The 15,954-nt window shown below is 45.8% G+C and carries 17 protein-coding genes; 6 read left to right on the top strand and 11 right to left on the bottom strand.

Going from position 1 to position 15,954, the window contains the following annotated elements:
* The first annotated feature begins 1 nt into the window (after nt 1).
* Together HYX70_04015 and HYX70_04010 are read left to right on the top strand one after the other, a co-directional pair.
* Complete coding sequence (locus HYX70_04015; protein ID MBI2798429.1) at nt 2–1,039, top strand: mannose-1-phosphate guanylyltransferase; 1,038 nt, start codon at nt 2–4, stop codon at nt 1,037–1,039.
* 80 nt (nt 1,040–1,119) lie between these two features.
* Entirely contained in the window at nt 1,120–2,844 is a 1,725-nt protein-coding gene (locus HYX70_04010) for a VanW family protein (GenBank protein ID MBI2798428.1), read from the top strand.
* Nucleotides 2,845–3,124: 280 nt separating this feature from the next.
* On the opposite strand, the gene HYX70_04005 is transcribed toward HYX70_04010, so the two are convergent.
* Genes HYX70_04005 through rpmH form a run of 8 tightly spaced genes read right to left on the bottom strand, consistent with a single transcriptional unit; the run spans nt 3,125 to nt 7,562 of the window.
* Entirely contained in the window at nt 3,125–3,529 is a 405-nt protein-coding gene (locus HYX70_04005; protein ID MBI2798427.1) for a hypothetical protein, read from the bottom strand.
* Nucleotides 3,530–3,536: 7 nt separating this feature from the next.
* Nucleotides 3,537–4,139: a hypothetical protein gene (locus HYX70_04000; protein MBI2798426.1), complete on the bottom strand. Its 603-nt coding sequence runs from the start codon at nt 4,137–4,139 to the stop codon at nt 3,537–3,539.
* A 21-nt stretch (nt 4,140–4,160) separates the two neighbouring features.
* The gene (mnmE, locus tag HYX70_03995; GenBank protein MBI2798425.1) at nt 4,161–5,531 is read right to left on the bottom strand and encodes a tRNA uridine-5-carboxymethylaminomethyl(34) synthesis GTPase MnmE; all 1,371 of its coding nucleotides are present in this window, start codon (nt 5,529–5,531) and stop codon (nt 4,161–4,163) included.
* Nucleotides 5,532–5,551: 20 nt separating this feature from the next.
* Complete coding sequence (locus HYX70_03990; protein ID MBI2798424.1) at nt 5,552–6,004, bottom strand: KH domain-containing protein; 453 nt, start codon at nt 6,002–6,004, stop codon at nt 5,552–5,554.
* Entirely contained in the window at nt 6,001–6,837 is an 837-nt protein-coding gene (locus tag HYX70_03985) for a YidC/Oxa1 family membrane protein insertase (GenBank protein ID MBI2798423.1), read from the bottom strand. The genes HYX70_03990 and HYX70_03985 overlap by 4 nt, the downstream gene beginning before the upstream one ends.
* A complete protein-coding gene (locus tag HYX70_03980; GenBank protein ID MBI2798422.1) occupies nt 6,830–7,084 on the bottom strand; it encodes a membrane protein insertion efficiency factor YidD in 255 nt (84 codons plus the stop codon). Before HYX70_03980 ends, HYX70_03985 begins: the two co-directional genes overlap by 8 nt.
* Nucleotides 7,081–7,428, bottom strand: coding sequence for a ribonuclease P protein component (rnpA, locus tag HYX70_03975; protein MBI2798421.1), 348 nt, complete (start codon nt 7,426–7,428; stop codon nt 7,081–7,083). The genes HYX70_03980 and rnpA overlap by 4 nt, the downstream gene beginning before the upstream one ends.
* Nucleotides 7,428–7,562, bottom strand: coding sequence for a 50S ribosomal protein L34 (rpmH, locus tag HYX70_03970; protein ID MBI2798420.1), 135 nt, complete (start codon nt 7,560–7,562; stop codon nt 7,428–7,430). The genes rnpA and rpmH overlap by 1 nt, the downstream gene beginning before the upstream one ends.
* Before the next feature lie 162 nt (nt 7,563–7,724).
* On the opposite strand from rpmH, the gene dnaA reads away from it, so the two are divergent.
* The 4 genes from dnaA to HYX70_03950 all read left to right on the top strand — a co-directional run bounded on the left by dnaA (nt 7,725) and on the right by HYX70_03950 (nt 11,838).
* Nucleotides 7,725–9,089: a chromosomal replication initiator protein DnaA gene (dnaA, locus tag HYX70_03965; GenBank protein MBI2798419.1), complete on the top strand. Its 1,365-nt coding sequence runs from the start codon at nt 7,725–7,727 to the stop codon at nt 9,087–9,089.
* Nucleotides 9,090–9,386: 297 nt separating this feature from the next.
* On the top strand, nt 9,387–10,487 hold the full coding sequence (dnaN, locus tag HYX70_03960; protein MBI2798418.1) for a DNA polymerase III subunit beta: 1,101 nt from the start codon (nt 9,387–9,389) through the stop codon (nt 10,485–10,487).
* 2 nt (nt 10,488–10,489) lie between these two features.
* Nucleotides 10,490–11,563, top strand: coding sequence for a DNA replication and repair protein RecF (gene recF, locus HYX70_03955; GenBank protein ID MBI2798417.1), 1,074 nt, complete (start codon nt 10,490–10,492; stop codon nt 11,561–11,563).
* A 2-nt stretch (nt 11,564–11,565) separates the two neighbouring features.
* Nucleotides 11,566–11,838: a hypothetical protein gene (locus tag HYX70_03950; GenBank protein MBI2798416.1), complete on the top strand. Its 273-nt coding sequence runs from the start codon at nt 11,566–11,568 to the stop codon at nt 11,836–11,838.
* A gap of 13 nt (nt 11,839–11,851) precedes the next feature.
* Here the strand turns inward: HYX70_03950 and HYX70_03945 are convergent, their stop codons facing one another.
* From HYX70_03945 to HYX70_03935, 3 genes are read right to left on the bottom strand one after another with little or no spacing between them, the layout of a single operon-like run.
* The gene (locus HYX70_03945; GenBank protein ID MBI2798415.1) at nt 11,852–12,466 is read right to left on the bottom strand and encodes an Ig-like domain-containing protein; all 615 of its coding nucleotides are present in this window, start codon (nt 12,464–12,466) and stop codon (nt 11,852–11,854) included.
* Nucleotides 12,463–13,485 carry a hypothetical protein gene (locus HYX70_03940; GenBank protein MBI2798414.1) on the bottom strand — a complete coding sequence of 341 codons (1,023 nt, stop codon included), beginning with the start codon at nt 13,483–13,485 and terminating at the stop codon, nt 12,463–12,465. Before HYX70_03940 ends, HYX70_03945 begins: the two co-directional genes overlap by 4 nt.
* A complete protein-coding gene (locus HYX70_03935) occupies nt 13,482–15,896 on the bottom strand; it encodes an N-acetylmuramoyl-L-alanine amidase (GenBank protein ID MBI2798413.1) in 2,415 nt (804 codons plus the stop codon). The genes HYX70_03940 and HYX70_03935 overlap by 4 nt, the downstream gene beginning before the upstream one ends.
* Nucleotides 15,897–15,954 lie beyond the last annotated feature (58 nt).

Raw genomic sequence — 15,954 nt, 5'->3', positions numbered from 1 at the left:
AATGATAATTGTAATTTTTGCTGGTGGCCAGGGTACACGACTTTGGCCCCTATCTCAACCAAACTACCCCAAACACCTACTAAACCTAGTAGATAATAACTCACTAATACAAAATACTTACAAACGCGCCTCGACCCTTACCAAAGATATCTACATAGTTACCGAAAAGTCTCATGCCAACGAAATCAAGAAGCAGCTACCCACACTCCCGGCCTCACACATACTAATTGAGCCTGGCCGGCGCGGCACGGCATCATGTATTTTGCTGGCTTTATCGCAGTTGTCTAAAAAGCACAATCCAAACGAAGTAATTATTTTTTTACATGCCGATCACCACATAACCGACAATAAATCATTTAAAGAGTCGGTGAAGGCTGCGGTTTTGGCCTCACAAGAACTCCAAAAAATAGCCCTCATCGGCCTTCAGCCCGATTACCCATCGACCGGCTTTGGATACATTAAGCTTGGCAAGGAGGCAGTGTCTGAGCACGGTCGGCCAGCTTACTTTGTTGAGAAATTTGTTGAAAAACCAGATTTACCAACAGCTAAAAAGTATGTTAAGTCCAAACAATACCTGTGGAATCTGGGCTTATTTGCGGCACCGATTGAGGTTTTCTTAAGTAGTTTTAAATACTTTGCGCCAAATCTATATAGAATCTATGGCAGCTTGGCTGGCCAGAAGAGCAAAGCTACCCTGCACAAGCTGTATTTAGGATTGGCCAACGAGGCCATTGACACTGCTCTAATCGAAAAGCTCGACAAGCCATTGGTAGTGCCGGGAACTTTTGACTGGACAGATATTGGTAGTTTTAACGATTTACACGAACTGCTTAAAAATGGTGGCTCTAACGTCGTTCGCGGCCAAGTTTGCCAAAAAGACTGCAGCGACAGCTTGGTGATTGCCGGCGATAAGCCAATTATGGCGCTTGGCCTAGATGAAATGGTGGTTATAGATAGCCCACATGGCGTTTTGGTGTGTCCTAAATCGAAAAGCCAACTCGTTAAAGAGGGTGTGGAGCTGCTCAATGATCTTAAGTAATTTCTTAGCTTGTGCCAGATAGCAAAAAGGTACATAATATGTTAGGAACTTGTGCAAGCTTATCGAGGCAAGACGGGGCCATGGCCAAAGAAAAAACATCTATCTGGTTTAAATTGGGAATCGGAGCAGTAATTGCTGCAGCCGGTGCTTTAACGCTGCTATATGCCCTGCGCTTGGCCTATGCCAATCGAGTATTCCCAGGCGTTTATGGCGACGGCATTTACTTAGGCGGTTTAACCAAAAAAGAAGCTATTAAGTTGCTAGATGGTCAGGTAGCTGCCTACCAGAGTACGGCGGTAACTGTTGCCGTAGGCTCCAACAGCCGTAATTATTATGCCAACGACCTGATTGGCCGCAATGATTCCGCTAAACTGGTTGATGATCTTTATAGCTTGGGGCGGATTGGCAACCCATTTACCCAAATATTTGATCAGCTTGGCTTGCTTGTATTTGGCTCAGATAAAACGGTGAGCTCTGTAAGTTTGAGCCCACAAGCCGCCACCGCGCTTAGCAGTTTGGCCAATGAGACCGCCCAGCCAGTAAGCAATGCCAGCTTTATGCTCAATGGTGGTGAGCTGGCGGTAAACCCAGCTCAACCAGGTAAGCGGTTGGGTTTAGGACTAGCTGCACTACAACTGCAGAGTCAACTTGGTCAGCTCAAAAAGGATATTGTTCTAGACACTACTACGCTTCAACCGCAACTTAGCTCTAGTCAGCTCGGAGATGAATCAAAGCTGGTTGAGCCATACCTGCAAAAGCCGTTAGTGCTCAGTGCAGCTGGTAAGAGTTTTTCAATAGATGCCAATACCTTAATCGGTTGGCTCAATGTTAGCTCGCCTATTAAACCTTATTCTTCCAGTTTGTTAAATAACTTTTACAATCGCCAATTGGGACAGGCGGGTGTTGGTTTCGACAAAAACCAGATCGCAGGCTTTGTGGGCAGTATAGCCGCTCAAGTTAACCAGGAGCCCCAAGATGCCCAGCTCACAATCGAGGGGGGCAAAGCCAGCGTGTTTGTACAAAGTCGTGATGGGCGCAAACTCGATGTGGCCGCTTCGACTGATGCCGTTTTAGAGGCTCTCAAAACTGGCCAAAGCCAACCGGTGCAGCTAGCAGTATCGGTACAAAAAGCCGCTGTTAGCAGCGATACCATTGATCAGTTGGGCATAAAGGAGTTGATTAGCGAGGGGGTAAGTTATTTTCCTGGTTCATCAGCCAACCGTATGCAAAATATTCGGGTGGGCGCGGCTCGTTTTAACGGTATATTGCTCAAGCCTGGCCAGGTCTTTTCGTTTGGAGAATACCTAGGCGAAGTCGGCCCCGAAACTGGTTACTTGCCCAGTTTAGTTATTTTAGGCAACCGCGAAGAGTTCCAGTATGGCGGCGGTTTATGCCAAGTGTCGAGCACGGCTTACCGCGCGGCGCTACTGGCCGGTTTGCCTATTGTGCAGCGCGTTAGCCACGCCTTTGCAATTAGCTACTACACCGAGCCTTATGGTGTGCCAGGTGTAGACGCAACCGTTTATTACCCGCAAGTCGACATGAAGTTTCGCAATGATACCGGCAGCTATATACTAATTCAAACCACTATGACCGGCACCACTCTAAAGTTTAGTTTTTATGGCACCAAGACTAAGACAGGGGCTATCCGTGGTCCGTTCTTCGTAAGTGGCAACTCCGACACCACCAAACCTAGCCAAACGGTCTTTTATCGTGATGTTTTGGATCTGGCTGGCAAGGTTATTAAGACCGACACAGTAAATACCAGCTATAAGTCGTCGCTCGATTTTCCAGTAGCAAACTAGTTCTGGCAAGATAGTGGTCGATTAATTTTAACGCCTGTAGCACTTGGTAGCTCCGCACCTAGCTCTCCATTTGCGTATCTCGTTTAGGAAGATAGGCGCCCCATCTATTGAGATGGCCGACGAAAGTAGACGCCCAAAGCCAGGAGCTGTGTAAGTGGCAGCTCCGACACCACCAAACCTAGCCAAACAGTCTTTTATCGCGACATCCAAGACCTAAGCGGCAAAGTAATTAAGACTGACACCATAAATACTTACTATAAATCCTCGCTCGACTTTCCAATTACTGACTAGCTAAGTAATTGTCGATTAGCTTGATATCGCGAATGTCTTTTGTGCTTAGCCTGCCCTGCTTCCATTTGCGCACCTCTTCTAGGGCCGCGAACGGAACAGCCTCAATCACTACTGCCGAAGACAACAGGTGCCCTAAGGTTGGGCTATATGGACTAAAGCCCCAGCTTGAATGAGCTTCAAATGCATCATATGTAACCGGTTCGTCTTTTGGGCCTTTGTAGATTTGCTTCCAGCCGCTTGACTTGAGCTCTTCGAACAAGTCCTCGCTAACAAGCATATCAATGTCGTTGGCCTCACGTAGATTAAGTGCCGCCAGCGAGCAGCTCCCAAAAAGCACATATGAGCCGGGGGGGGTCAGTTTTTGAACGCTAGCTACAATCTCTTGTTTTGTCATATATCTACTAACAATAAGGGTGGGTCTTGCGCCACTCATCTAGCTCTTCGATCGTCCGCACACCATCCTTCATCACGGCTCGGTAGATGTCGGCGGAGGCATACATACCTTCGTCCAGCCCAGGGTATCGACCTTGATCCTTAAGGTTGTATTTTAAAAGTAAGATTGAGTCGCGCTGTTCTTTAGTAAGTTTTTTGTGCCAGCCGAACTCAAACATTTCGGAATCAACTTTGTTCTCCGGCTTCACAACCCACACATCAAAATTCCAGGCCTGGCCTTTGTAGAATATCCGAAATCCTAAGTAAATGCCTTTTGGGTGCCCTGTTTCGGGCTCTAAATAATCTTGTTTGTTGGACACCAATATTCTAACTAGCTCTGGGGTTTCAAGGAGTTTTTGAGAAACTTCTGAAACCTTCCGAATGTCTGGAAAGCTAGAATAAATATGAAAATCGATGTCTGGTTTTACCATAAGCCCATAAGCAAAGCTTCCATCAACATGAATGTCGCCAAGTCTTGCCAGAAGGCTTAGAGTGTCATACTGATCCAGTAAAGCCCGGCCATCTTTTTGCAAAGCCTCAGCTTTTTTATTAGCTTCTTCGAGTGTGATCATGTCTCTATAATACCAGAACTACTATTTGCCTATGCAAAAGCGGCTGAAGATGCCGCTTATAACCTCCTCGGTTACATGGTCGCCGGTGAGCGTGCCAATGATCCGCAGTGCTCGCTGATACTCAACTTGCAAAATGTCACCCGGTAAGCCTTGTTTTAATACTGTTTGAATCTCCTTGAGCTTCTGGTACAGATCGGCTACAACCGATACCTGCCGATTGGTAAGCAGCAAAACGGCATTTGGGTCATGCCCAGCAGCGGCTTTTTTGTAGATAGCATCTAACAGCTCTTTGAGCCCTTTTTTGGTCTTAGCCGAGATATTTATCGAAGGAATCTTACCTAGGCTTACATTGTTTGGATGAGAGTTCGAATCCCACTTGGTATGGAGAATGAGACTGTTATCTGTATCAAGTTTGTCGAGAAGATCCTCTCGCTCAAGATACTTTTTTGTCGCTTCTTCTTTACCAGGCGCAACCAAAACAAGAATCAGATCCGAGCTTTTGATCGCCTCTTGGCTGCGCTGCACCCCAAGCTTTTCGACCACGTCGTCGGTTTCGGCTAGCCCTGCAGTATCGGTAAAGTGAAAGCTTAGATTCTTGTAAGCAATGGTTTCGGTTATGGTATCACGGGTGGTACCAGCTACGTCGGTTACAATCGCCCGTTCATAACCTACTAGAACATTTAAAAGCGTGGACTTACCGGCATTTGGTAGCCCTATTAAGGCCACGCGAAAGCCATTGCGAATTAGCGATAGCGATCGTGCCGAATCAAGCAAGTGATGAGTTGTTTTAAGCAGGCCACTTATCTGCTCGAGCTGGTCTGAATAAGTCGAAGCCTCTAAATCCTCTTCGCTAAAGTCGAGATTGGCAGCAGTGACTGCAGCCAGACCCAATAAAACCTCTTTTATACCGTTAACTTCCCCCGACAATCCGCCAGCCAACTGAAAAGCGGCCAATTTAGCTAGCTGGCTACTCTCGCCCTCTATTAGATCGGCCACGGCCTCGGCCTGTACTAAGTCGAGCTTGCCGTTTAAAAAAGCTCGCCTGGTAAACTCCCCGGCTTCGGCTGGCTTGGCCCCGTTTTTTATTAACAATTGAAGTATGGTGTTTAAAATTATCTGCGAGCCATGACAATGAATTTCGGCCATGTCCTCGCCGGTATAAGAATTGGGTGCGAGCATATAAGCCGTCATGGCCTGGTCTATTTTGGTGCTACCGTCCACAACCCAGCCGACTGTTAGTTTGTTGGGCTCGAGCTTTTGGCCTTTTGTAACCCAAATTCTCTTAAGAACCATCGCGGTCTTTGGGCCCGAAATTCTAACTATGCCAATTGCCGCCCGGCCTGGGGGCGTGGCAATTGCTACGATTGTGGCATCTGTGATTTCGTTGGCCATTGTTCAGGCTTTTAGACCGTTTAGTAGAGTCTTTTTTTGACAACCACAATGCGGTGTGGCTCTTGGCCCTCACTCTCGGTAACTACTTCGGCGCTGTCGGCCAGGTACATGTGTACTTGCCGGCGTTCATAAGCATTCATAGGCTTAAGACGAACTGTTTTGTTGCCCTTAACGGCTTCTTCGAGGGCGGCTTGAGCCATGGCTTTGAGCTTTTCGGTGCGTTCTTTTTTGTAACCAGCCACATCGATAGCCACAAAGCCCTCTGGAGTGCCCTCGCGCCGCAATAATACATTCAGAACATGCTGCAGCGCTCGCAGGTTATCGCCGTTGCGGCCTATTAAAAGCGCTTGATCGGCACTATCAATCATTAATGTGGGGTGCTCCTCATCGTCGTCAACTTCAACCGTGGCCTCAATATTTAGTAGCCTTAGCAGTTCTTGGAGTTTGGCTTGGGCTACACTCAGCTGGCTCATTTTTTCTGACTCTTTTTAGCTTTGGCAGGTTTAGTCCGGGCTGGAAGCTGTTTGATAACATTTGAAATGCCAGTTTTTTTAACCACCTTAACTTCTTCCATTTTTTCAACTTCTTGGCTCATAATCATTTTCTGCTGAATAATAGTAACAATATTGGTAACCGACCAGTAAAGCGGTAGGGCTGCGGGCAGCCGCCAGGCTATAAATACTGTAATTGCCGGAAACAGATAGTTCATCATAGCCGTAGCTTGAGCCTGGGGGTCGCCCTTGGTGTCGGCAGCTTTGGGCGAGATCATCTTAACCTGAATAAATTGAGTTACTCCGGCAAAGATCGCCAAAGCAATGCTAGGTGCGGCCATTGAAACAATGCCCAGCAAGCTCGGTTTAAAGAGGTTGGGGCTAGCGGCGATATCCTTAATCCAGGGCATGTTCTGAACCGGACCATATAGGTTAGATATGGTCTTGGCTATGTCGTTCGTAGCCTGGTTAAACACAAAATATAGAGCAATAAGAAACGGGAACTGTAACAATACTGGCAAACAGGCGCTAAAAGGGTTGATTTCTTTTTCCTTGTAGAGCTCCATGAGCATTTGGTTTTCTTTCTGCTTATCGCCGCCCGCCTTCTTGCGCAATGCTGCTATCTCGGGCTGCAGAGCCTGAAGCTTCTTTTGGCTATGTAGCTGCTTACTAGCCAGCGGCCATAGTGCCAAACGGATCAAAACCGTCATAATTATTACGGCAATGCCGAAGTCGTGACCCGGCAGAACGGCATAAATGAATATCAGCAGGTTTAGCAGCGGCTGTATTAATATGGCGTTTAAGATATTACCCATTCTTAAGAACCTTTTCGCAGCTCAAATCAATCTTGGGTTGGGCAAATGGATTACAGCTTACAACTCTAACAACAGCTAAGCACAAGCCTTTTAACACCCCGTGGTTTTCTACGGCCCGTTTGGTATACTCACTGCAGCTTGGATAATGGCGACAAAAGCCGTGTGGGTAACGGCTGGCTCGCCAGCTATGATCGGGTGAGAGAGTTTTTTGGTAAATATTTATGATATAAACTATAGTTTTCTTCATGACTTGTCTATTATAGCCAGTTTTTTTAGAGCTTCTAAGGCTTCGGCCTTGGTTTGACTGGGCTTTTGTTTGGTTGTGTCGGCTGTGATCATAACTATGATATCAAAACCAGGCTTAATCTGTTGCCAATTGGTGCGCACTACCTCGCTCATTTGTCGTTTCATACGGTTGCGCAATGTGGCCTTTTTGCTTACTTTTTTTGTTACCACTACGGCTAGTCGACTAACGGGCAGGTTGGTGTGACGGGCTTTTATGTAGAGATTCGGGGCAGAGCTTTTTTTGCCAAACTTGTAAACCTTGTTTAGATCGTTTGCTCGGCGCAATCGAAAGGCTCGTTTTAGCATTAGGCCGTAACTCGTTTTCGACCTTTAGCTCGGCGCCGCTTAATAACGGCTTGGCCAGCTCGTGTGCTCATGCGCTTCATGAAGCCGTGTACGCGACTGCGATAGCGTTTTTTAGGTTGGTATGTCTGTTTCATAATCTCAATATTGTACCTGATATTACCTAGTAAATCAATCGGTATAAGTCCTAAGTTATCCACCCCTTTTAGGGTACTCAGAGCTTTTTTTGCAAAAAACTGTGGAAAACCATATGATTGTTATATATAGTTAAGTAATAATGCGTGTTTAGGGGGTGAGTTGTGGATAACACCTATGCTACGGTTTGGAAGTCGGTGCTAGGAGAGCTTGAGGTGGTTTTGTCTCAGGCTAATTATGGTACATGGCTCAAGGGCACCCGCCTAGATTCTATTAAAAATGGTGTGGCTGTGGTATTTGTGCCCAATATATTTAACCGCGACTGGATAGCTCGTAAGTATCATGAACAAATACTAGCAGCTTTGCAAAATGCCGACAGCTCTGTCAAAGAACTGACTTATACCACTCGCTCAAAGCAGGGCTCACAAAAGCCAGGGTCTACACAAACCATTGAACCTAAATCGTCTAGCTCGCCTATTGCTTCTGAGCTCAGGTCTATAAAGAGATCCTCGTTTCAAAGGCCGTTGCAGCGCTATAGTTTTGATAATTTCATTGTAGGTGCTAGCAATCGGCTGGCTTTTTCGGCCGCCCAGCTGGTGGTTGAGCGGCCTGGCGATGCCTACAATCCGCTTTTTATATATGGGCCGGCTGGTGTTGGTAAAACCCATCTAATGTCGGCTATATCGACCGAGATAATTAAGCGTGATCCCAGCACTCAAACTCTATATGTCACTAGCGAGGAGTTCATAAATAGCTTCGTGGGAGCTATTCGAAAAGGCGAGAAGTTTACCAACAAGTATCGCTCGGTTGATGTTTTATTGGTCGATGATATGCAGTTTATAGCCAGTGCCGAAAAAACCAAAGAGGAATTTTTTCACACTTTCAACGCCCTGCACCAGCGCGGCAAGCAAATTGTCTTGTGCAGCGATCGTCCGCCCAAGGAGATCCCGACTCTTGAGGATCGTCTGCGCAGTCGGTTTGAATGGGGCATGGTGGCCGATATTCAACCGCCCGACTACGAAACCAGGGTGGCCATTCTGCTTAATAAGGCCCAGGCGCAAAAAATTAATCTCTCACCCGATGTTGCCGAGTTTATTGCTCAAATTGTAGAACGTAATATTCGCGAGCTTGAGGGTGCACTTATAAAGTTGGGTGCTTACAGTCTGGCTCATAACAGGCCGGTAGATTTAGAGTTAGCTAAGCAGTTGCTGGGTGAACACACCAACAATCAGCCCAAGAAAATCAAGCCCAAGGTAGTACTGGAGCTGTGTGCGGATTACTTTGATATTAGTTTTAAAGACATAGTTAGCACCAAACGAGACAAAGATGTTGTCGTACCAAGACAAGTAGCTATGTACATTATGCGCAGTAAGCTTGGTATGAGCTTTCCTAAGATTGCTAGTTCTCTCGGTAAGAAAGATCACACTACTATTATGCACGGGGTTAAAAAAATACAAGCCGCTCTAACCCAAGACACTCAATTAGGGGGCGACATTAATAAGTTGGCCGAAGAGATGGCCAAAAAATAGCATGTTAGATTTGTGGATAACTATGTTGATAAGTTGTGTACAGTCTGTTTACATGATTAAGCTTTCTACACAATTTAAACACATATTGACATTTAAGATTTTTGGTAATTGTGTAGAACTAAGTGCTTTTGTTTTTTTTATACACCCTAAATGCGCAAGTTTTACATTATATAAGTATTTAATAAATACTTATATAAAAGCCAAAACTAGTGTTATACATACTATCCACACCACCCTATACTGCTGCTACCTATATATATCTAATACAACAGTAATTAGTAAGAGGAGGTTTGAATAATGAAGTTTTCGGTCTTACAAGAAAATATGCAAAATGCTTTAACTATACTTAGCCGGGCAATAGCAACGCGGACTAGTTTACCTGTTCTATCTAATATCTTAATAAATGCTACTAAGCAGGGTGTGGAACTGCAAGCAACCAATCTAGAAATAGCTATTAGCCAAACAATTGGTGCCAAGGTAGAAAAAGAAGGTAAGCTCAGTGTACCCGCTCGCCTTTTTGGTGAACTGGTTAGCCAGCTACCCCCTGGTAAAATACAACTTAGCAGCAACAAAGACAATTTGGTTATACAAACAGACAGCATAAACTCTAGTTTGAATGGCATAGCAGCTAGTGAGTTTCCACAGATACCCAAGATAGCTCCTAAAACCACATTAAAAATACCAGCTAAACAGCTCACAGGTGCTTTAAGCACTGTAACGGTAGCGGCTAGTCTAGACGAATCAAGGCCTGTACTAGCAGGAGTTTATATGTTGTTTACTAAGGGAGCCCTGACGTTAGCGGCCACTGACAGCTATAGATTAGCAGAAAATAAAATTGGATTAGATAATCGTTATGAGCAAGGCCTGATAGTCCCCTTACGCACTGCTCAAGAGGTACAGCGGTCTGCTGGGGCAGACGACCAGGAGGGCGAGGTAGAACTCCAGATTGGCGAGACAGAGCTGGCCTTTAGCTTTGATGATACTGTAATTACCAGCCAACTTATTGAGGGCAAATATCCAGACTACACCAAGATTATTCCAACCAGTAGTAAAACCAAAGTCCAAGTGAACCGGCAACAGCTGTTAAGTAATGTTAAGCTAGCCTCCATATTTGCTCAAGGTGCTGCACATACCATTCAGCTTAATGTGTCCCGAGACAAGCTTAAACTACACACTACGGCAGCCCATGTTGGCACCAACGATGCTACAGTAGATTGTAAGACCACGGGCAACAATTTAGAAATATCACTCAATGCCAAATACTTACTAGATGTGATTCAAACCCTAAACAGTGACCAGGTAAGTCTAGAATTTAATACCAAGCTCGACCCTGTTCTAGTAAGACCAACTCAAAAATCCAACCAACTCTTGCATATAATTATGCCCTTACGCAGCTAAGTATGCTCAAAGCCTTAAGTCTTCAATATTTTCGTTCTTACACTAGCCTGACTATAGAATTTGATAGTAATCTAATTGTTATTGCTGGGCCCAATGCGGTTGGTAAAACCAACTTGATAGAATCTATTTTTGTGCTAGCTACCACTAAGTCATTTCGTGGTTCAGATGCCGAGCTAATACAGTATACAAAACCGTATTATAGCTTACAGGCTCAATACGACAAGGATCGGATTGATATGCACTACACCACTCTCTTAAGTGACAAACCAACAGTTCATAAGCTAGCCAAGCTAAATGGCAAGCGTAGGCCGCTAAGCTCGGTGGTAGGTTTGAGCCCGGCCGTACTATTTGAGCCTAACGACATGAATCTATTGACCGGCCCACCAAGCCAACGGCGTAAGTATCTCGACGTAGTGCTGTCGCAGACGGATAATATTTATCTGGAGCAGCTGCGTAATTACAAAAAACTAATAACCCAACGCAACAGCCTGCTTATGCAGGCTAGACACCAAGCTAAGCAAAGCATAGCCGACCACCTGTTTGTGTACGACGTTCAGTTGGTCGAGCCCGCCGAGTATATAACCCAGACCCGCCTAAAATTCTTAACTAGCATAGTTAAAACAGTGCAATCTAAATACATTATTTTAGCCGACAAAGAATCCCGGCGGCCAAAAACATTCTATCTGCCAAACCTGGACCCAGCAGCAAATACCCTGAGCCAATACGCCAACAGTCACATACGTGATCAAGCTGCAGCCCATACCTTGGTGGGGCCACACCGTGACGACTTTGAACTAAAGTTAATCGAAAAAAAGCGACAAGTAGCCGCCTCCAGAGGCGAGATGCGCTCACTACTACTCGCACTTAAGCTGGCGGAGCTGGAATACATGGAGGAGCAGCTACAAAAGGAGCCGATATTATTGCTAGACGATGTATTTAGCGAACTCGACGCCAGTCGGCGTAAGCATTTAATAAAAGCTATTAATTCCCATCAAACCTTCATAACCACCACCGAAGCCCCTCAAACTGAGCTCAAAGACTATCAGCTAATTGATCTAAGCGGCGCAAAAACCTAATAATGGAAGGTATTAAAGATATCTTGCAAAGGCGCTCTAGCTCAATCGGCTCCAACCAACTAACCGCTATGGAGGCCATAAAAAAAGCTACCCTAGATATTACAGGGGTTAGCGCTAGGGTTGTTCGTTTGCAGCACCAAACAGCGACCCTGGCCGTAGAAAGCTCGGTGGCTGCCAGCGAAATCAGGCTACATACTGCCGAGATAGTGCTTAAAACGGGTCAAATATTGTGCTCCGACCAGCAGCTAAAAAGTATAAGAGTATTAATTAGATAAGTTTAGTTTGTGATTAGTTGGGCGGTGGAGCACCTTTGCCCTGCAGGTATCTCAGCTGCTGAAAATCAATTCTTTGCTTGTTAGGGTCTACATTGTTGTCTCGAAAGTACTGCAGAGCCTGGGCTTTGGCTTGGTCCATCGACTTGGTCGATATTTGAACCGTGAACCCGTCTAAATTTTCGTTATAGAATATATTAAAGTCACTGCCACTGAATGGTAAAAGCCTAATAAATTGTGCTCTTGGCGAATTATTAACTCCAGTTGTAAATAAAATACTAGTGCTGGTCTGCTGGCCCTGAGTCGATCGTATATTGTTTATTGAAATCAAATATTGAGATTTTTCTTGCAAAGGCTTGGCCGGTGTTAGCACTAACTTATTTTTTTGCAACTCCATTACAAATAGCTGGCTGGGCGATGTTTGTAAAAAGGTTTGGGCTTGGTTGGTGTCGAGGTCTTGAGAGAACACAAGTGTAATCGTGTTCTCTGGCGGCACATTGGTGCTTTTGTTGCTTGGAGAGCCGCCAACCACCCGAAACTTGCCAGATCGGTTAAAGCTATAAACTGCCAAAGCCCCGCCCGCCACAGCTATAGTTAGCAGTATGCCCAGCACAATCAGCCACCTTCTCATTTTAAGCCGTCCAAAAAGTTTTCTACCATATAAATTCCACCTTTTGTAGAAATATATACATTTTTATCTGTAGTAACAAGCTGGTTGGGTTTGAATACATAATCTGGCAATACCATCTCCTTGGTGGTTTTGTTGGCTTCGTAATTATATACTACTAATTTTGCTTGGTCGTTGTTTTTTATTATAGCGGCTAGCCTCTTACCTCCTAATGGGTAAGCCAGAAACGGTGAAGTTTGAAGCTTGGTGGTAAACTGCTGGCCGGCGTTCATAGAAACCACTAAGTTGGAGTTATTGTTTTCGCGGTACAAGAAAAACTGCTTTGCCTGGTAATATTCAACCAAACTTGGCAGGCGTTGTTGCCCGAGAGGTTGCCAGCTACGGGCGTCAAGGGTGGTTAGGGTAATGCTGCCATCTGTCTGTGTAGAGGTAGTTATTAGCTTGTCTTGGTTGGCATAGGCAATTGTTTCGAACCGGATATTGCTATCCGAAGCAGTTAAGGCTTGGCCTGGCTGAGCCGCATTTATTATGTTGAGCTGGCCGCTATATATGGTTGATTCGAAAGGCCCTCCTTCTCCCTGGCTAGCTCGGTTGGGCGGCAAAAGTCCAAGTAGCTGGTTGCCAAACCCCCACTTAACATAGTTGTAAGGTACGATTGTTTTTCCATCCAAGCTATTGCCGTTGTAGACATCCAGTCTACTTATGGTAGTGGAGGCTTGGCCGCTGGGTTTTGTGGTGGCTATGTATTCTCCTGTTTCAGCCAGCTTCGGCTTGTACTCAATAGCTACGCTGCCAATAAACTCTTTTTTGGCCAAGCTTTCATTGTAGCGTTGGATATTACTGTTGTTGTCGATAAAAGTAACCACACCGTTGTTGGTTACCATGTGGTAGTAAGAACCAGTATCAAACAGCTGGGTTGTTTTGACTGACGGCCTACTTAGCATCGTTATGATTAACGCTACCAAAGCAATAAATATAACTAGAGCCGCCAATACTAGCAATAATAAGCGTCTGGATCTCATTGTCCTAAGGCCTGTCTAATTTTTGCCATATAATTTGCTCCTGGGTCGCGATGGCCTTGCCCCGGAACCGGATTCATGCAATCGTTGGCTTCCATATGACCAAATATACCCTTACTGTTGGGCTCGGCACAAACCATTTCATTCTTAATGTTAAATATCTCCATCAAGTCTTTGATTGTCGTGATTACGGCTCCAAACTGAACACTATTATTCATAACCTCGTTTTCATCTGCGCCGTCGATCTCTATGCCTATGGAGTGCTTGTTAAAGTCATTAACATTTTCAGTAAAGGTGTTGAGTGGGTCTACCAACTGATAAACCTGGCCTTGGTCTGAAATCCACACCTGAACCGAGCAGCCTTGAGGCCCGCAGCTTTTATTGGACTTAATCGCATTAACAAAACTAGCACCATCTGCAGATTGGCCAGCGGTATAGTGAACTACGATCGAGCTTACATTAATAGGCGGGCCGTCAAAAGATTTAACCACAGTAGCATTTTTGAGCGATCGCACGGCTTGGCCGCCGCCATCACAACTAATGGCATCGCCGGCCAAGTCAACCATTTTCTTGTTGCCATCTTTAATGCCCTGGATGTAACCAGCCGTATCATTGCCATCACTTGGGGGTGCATATTTCATCATAATTTGGTCAACCTTTGTTAAGCCCTTATCTAGGTAATTTTTTTTCAGATAAGTGGGCTCATCAAACTCGCTACCACCGCCATCTAGGCTAAGTTCCCAGCTAGGCCATTTATACCAGTTTCTACCGTTGGTTGACACTGAGGGTTGTCCGCTTGCGGCGGTTAGCCCAAATGAGTTGTACGACTCACTATTGTTGCCTGGCACTGCCTTACCGAAGCTTGATTCTCTTTGCGCGATCGAAACAATCAGAAACGGATTCACGCCTTGCCGTATAGCACCACTTACAAACTTTGCGCCCAGGGTTTTTAAGGGTGCATCTTTTCCTCCGTTTTGCTCTATGTATTTATTAATTGCCTCACCCAGCTTGGTGGCATCATTCACCTTCATAATTGCCCCATCGTCTATGCAGTTACCCGAGCCACCACTATTAGCTGCCGGGCAATTGTTCGACGCGCTGACGGTATTGTTGGTGCCACCACCACTTTTGAGGTTATTGGCCACCAGGCTAGCGTAGGCATTGACCCCATCTGGATTGGACGGGTGAACATTGTCGCCGGCTTTGAACAGTTTATTAGAATCGGCCAGAGTAGGTGCTGGCTGGCTTGGGTCTCCTTCGGGGTACACAGTTTTAAACCACGATATTAGCTTAAAATTCCCAGAATTAGACTTATCAATTAGGGTCTTATTCATAGGCCCATAGACCTCGGTGTTTATCTTTTGAAACTGCGGACTATTGGCGGCCAAATCGATCCAGTATATTTTCACGCTGTCTTTAGCCTGTTTGATTATGTTAATAGCATTGTCGACATCGGCCGAAAAGTTTGCGGCGTCGTAAGCGTTTGTGCCAAGCTCTAATACCACGGTGTCGGCGTTCTTAATTTTGTCGGTACTAGCCTTAAGCACATCTATGCCATTGGGCTGAAACTGAGCAGGCCCACCAGTTAAGCCACGGCCGGGCAGGGTGTCAAATTCAATGTTGGGGTATTGTTCTTTTAGCTTGTCTTTAATGGCGCTACCTATAGAGTCGCCTACAAAGAATACCTTGCCAGCATCACTAGCGGCTCGGGCAACTGGCTTAAACTGGTCTTTGGTGTTTAAAAAAGCAGCGGGGCCAGAAGTTTGCCCGTTGTTTGTGCTGCCACCCAAAGACTGGTAGCGTTTAAGGCCGGCCTCTATATAACTTTGACTTCCAGGATTATAGGTCTTAAATGCAAAGACAACCGTACCTTCTTTAGGGTTGTTGGGGTCGCCGATCTCTGGCGTAGGGCCTATTTTAGCGGCGTTTTTGAGCCAATTTTGGGCGGCGGCTTTGGCAGCATCCTCGAAATTGTTAATATCACCCCATTCCCTCTTCCACAGTTCGGGGAGAACTTGGAACGGTCCGGTCGCCCCCGCACTGCTTACCGCGCCGCCGTTTAGGGCGTTGCGGTCGGTGGGTATGGTGCGATACTCGTTTATACCATGTTCGTTCATGTAGATAGCGGCTAATACGTTAGCATTGGTGCCGGCGGTATTGGCGGCATTAGTTAGGATTGTTCGGGCTGGCTCAGGGAAGTCTGCCGGTAGCGTAGAACTGCCCGACGTATTAATTGAGGTTTTGCCGCACGGCAGGTCGGTTTTGTCCCACCAGTTAGCTCTTTCGGCTTCGTATCGCCAGGAGGGCGATGCGGCGGCAACGGCCTGGAGTGGAGAAACTAAAACAAATAATATAGTAACCAACATAACTATAGGCCTAATGAATTTAGGGCTAACAGCTTGCAACAGACTCATTGCAAGAGCCTCTGGATGGATAAAAGAGTAGCTGCGCAAAGCGCAACAGGCTTTGCGC

The organism is Candidatus Saccharibacteria bacterium, assembly GCA_016191105.1.
GTDB lineage: Bacteria > Patescibacteriota > Saccharimonadia > CAILAD01 > BJGX01 > JACPPH01.
The sequence above is the reverse complement of the archived record's forward strand: the minus strand, read 5'-3'. Positions and strand labels throughout refer to the sequence as shown.

Excerpts from the sequence above, each read along its gene's own strand:
- HYX70_04015 (MBI2798429.1), top strand. The coding sequence starts at position 2 with ATGATAATTGTAATTTTTGCTGGTGGCCAGGGTACACGACTTTGGCCC.
- HYX70_04010 (MBI2798428.1), top strand. The coding sequence starts at position 1,120 with ATGGCCAAAGAAAAAACATCTATCTGGTTTAAATTGGGAATCGGAGCA.
- HYX70_04005 (MBI2798427.1), bottom strand. The coding sequence starts at position 3,529 with ATGACAAAACAAGAGATTGTAGCTAGCGTTCAAAAACTGACCCCCCCC.
- HYX70_04000 (MBI2798426.1), bottom strand. The coding sequence starts at position 4,139 with ATGATCACACTCGAAGAAGCTAATAAAAAAGCTGAGGCTTTGCAAAAA.
- mnmE (MBI2798425.1), bottom strand. The coding sequence starts at position 5,531 with ATGGCCAACGAAATCACAGATGCCACAATCGTAGCAATTGCCACGCCC.
- HYX70_03990 (MBI2798424.1), bottom strand. The coding sequence starts at position 6,004 with ATGAGCCAGCTGAGTGTAGCCCAAGCCAAACTCCAAGAACTGCTAAGG.
- HYX70_03985 (MBI2798423.1), bottom strand. The coding sequence starts at position 6,837 with ATGGGTAATATCTTAAACGCCATATTAATACAGCCGCTGCTAAACCTG.
- HYX70_03980 (MBI2798422.1), bottom strand. The coding sequence starts at position 7,084 with ATGAAGAAAACTATAGTTTATATCATAAATATTTACCAAAAAACTCTC.
- rnpA (MBI2798421.1), bottom strand. The coding sequence starts at position 7,428 with ATGCTAAAACGAGCCTTTCGATTGCGCCGAGCAAACGATCTAAACAAG.
- rpmH (MBI2798420.1), bottom strand. The coding sequence starts at position 7,562 with ATGAAACAGACATACCAACCTAAAAAACGCTATCGCAGTCGCGTACAC.
- dnaN (MBI2798418.1), top strand. The coding sequence starts at position 9,387 with ATGAAGTTTTCGGTCTTACAAGAAAATATGCAAAATGCTTTAACTATA.
- recF (MBI2798417.1), top strand. The coding sequence starts at position 10,490 with ATGCTCAAAGCCTTAAGTCTTCAATATTTTCGTTCTTACACTAGCCTG.
- HYX70_03950 (MBI2798416.1), top strand. The coding sequence starts at position 11,566 with ATGGAAGGTATTAAAGATATCTTGCAAAGGCGCTCTAGCTCAATCGGC.
- HYX70_03945 (MBI2798415.1), bottom strand. The coding sequence starts at position 12,466 with ATGAGAAGGTGGCTGATTGTGCTGGGCATACTGCTAACTATAGCTGTG.
- HYX70_03940 (MBI2798414.1), bottom strand. The coding sequence starts at position 13,485 with ATGAGATCCAGACGCTTATTATTGCTAGTATTGGCGGCTCTAGTTATA.
- HYX70_03935 (MBI2798413.1), bottom strand. The coding sequence starts at position 15,896 with ATGAGTCTGTTGCAAGCTGTTAGCCCTAAATTCATTAGGCCTATAGTT.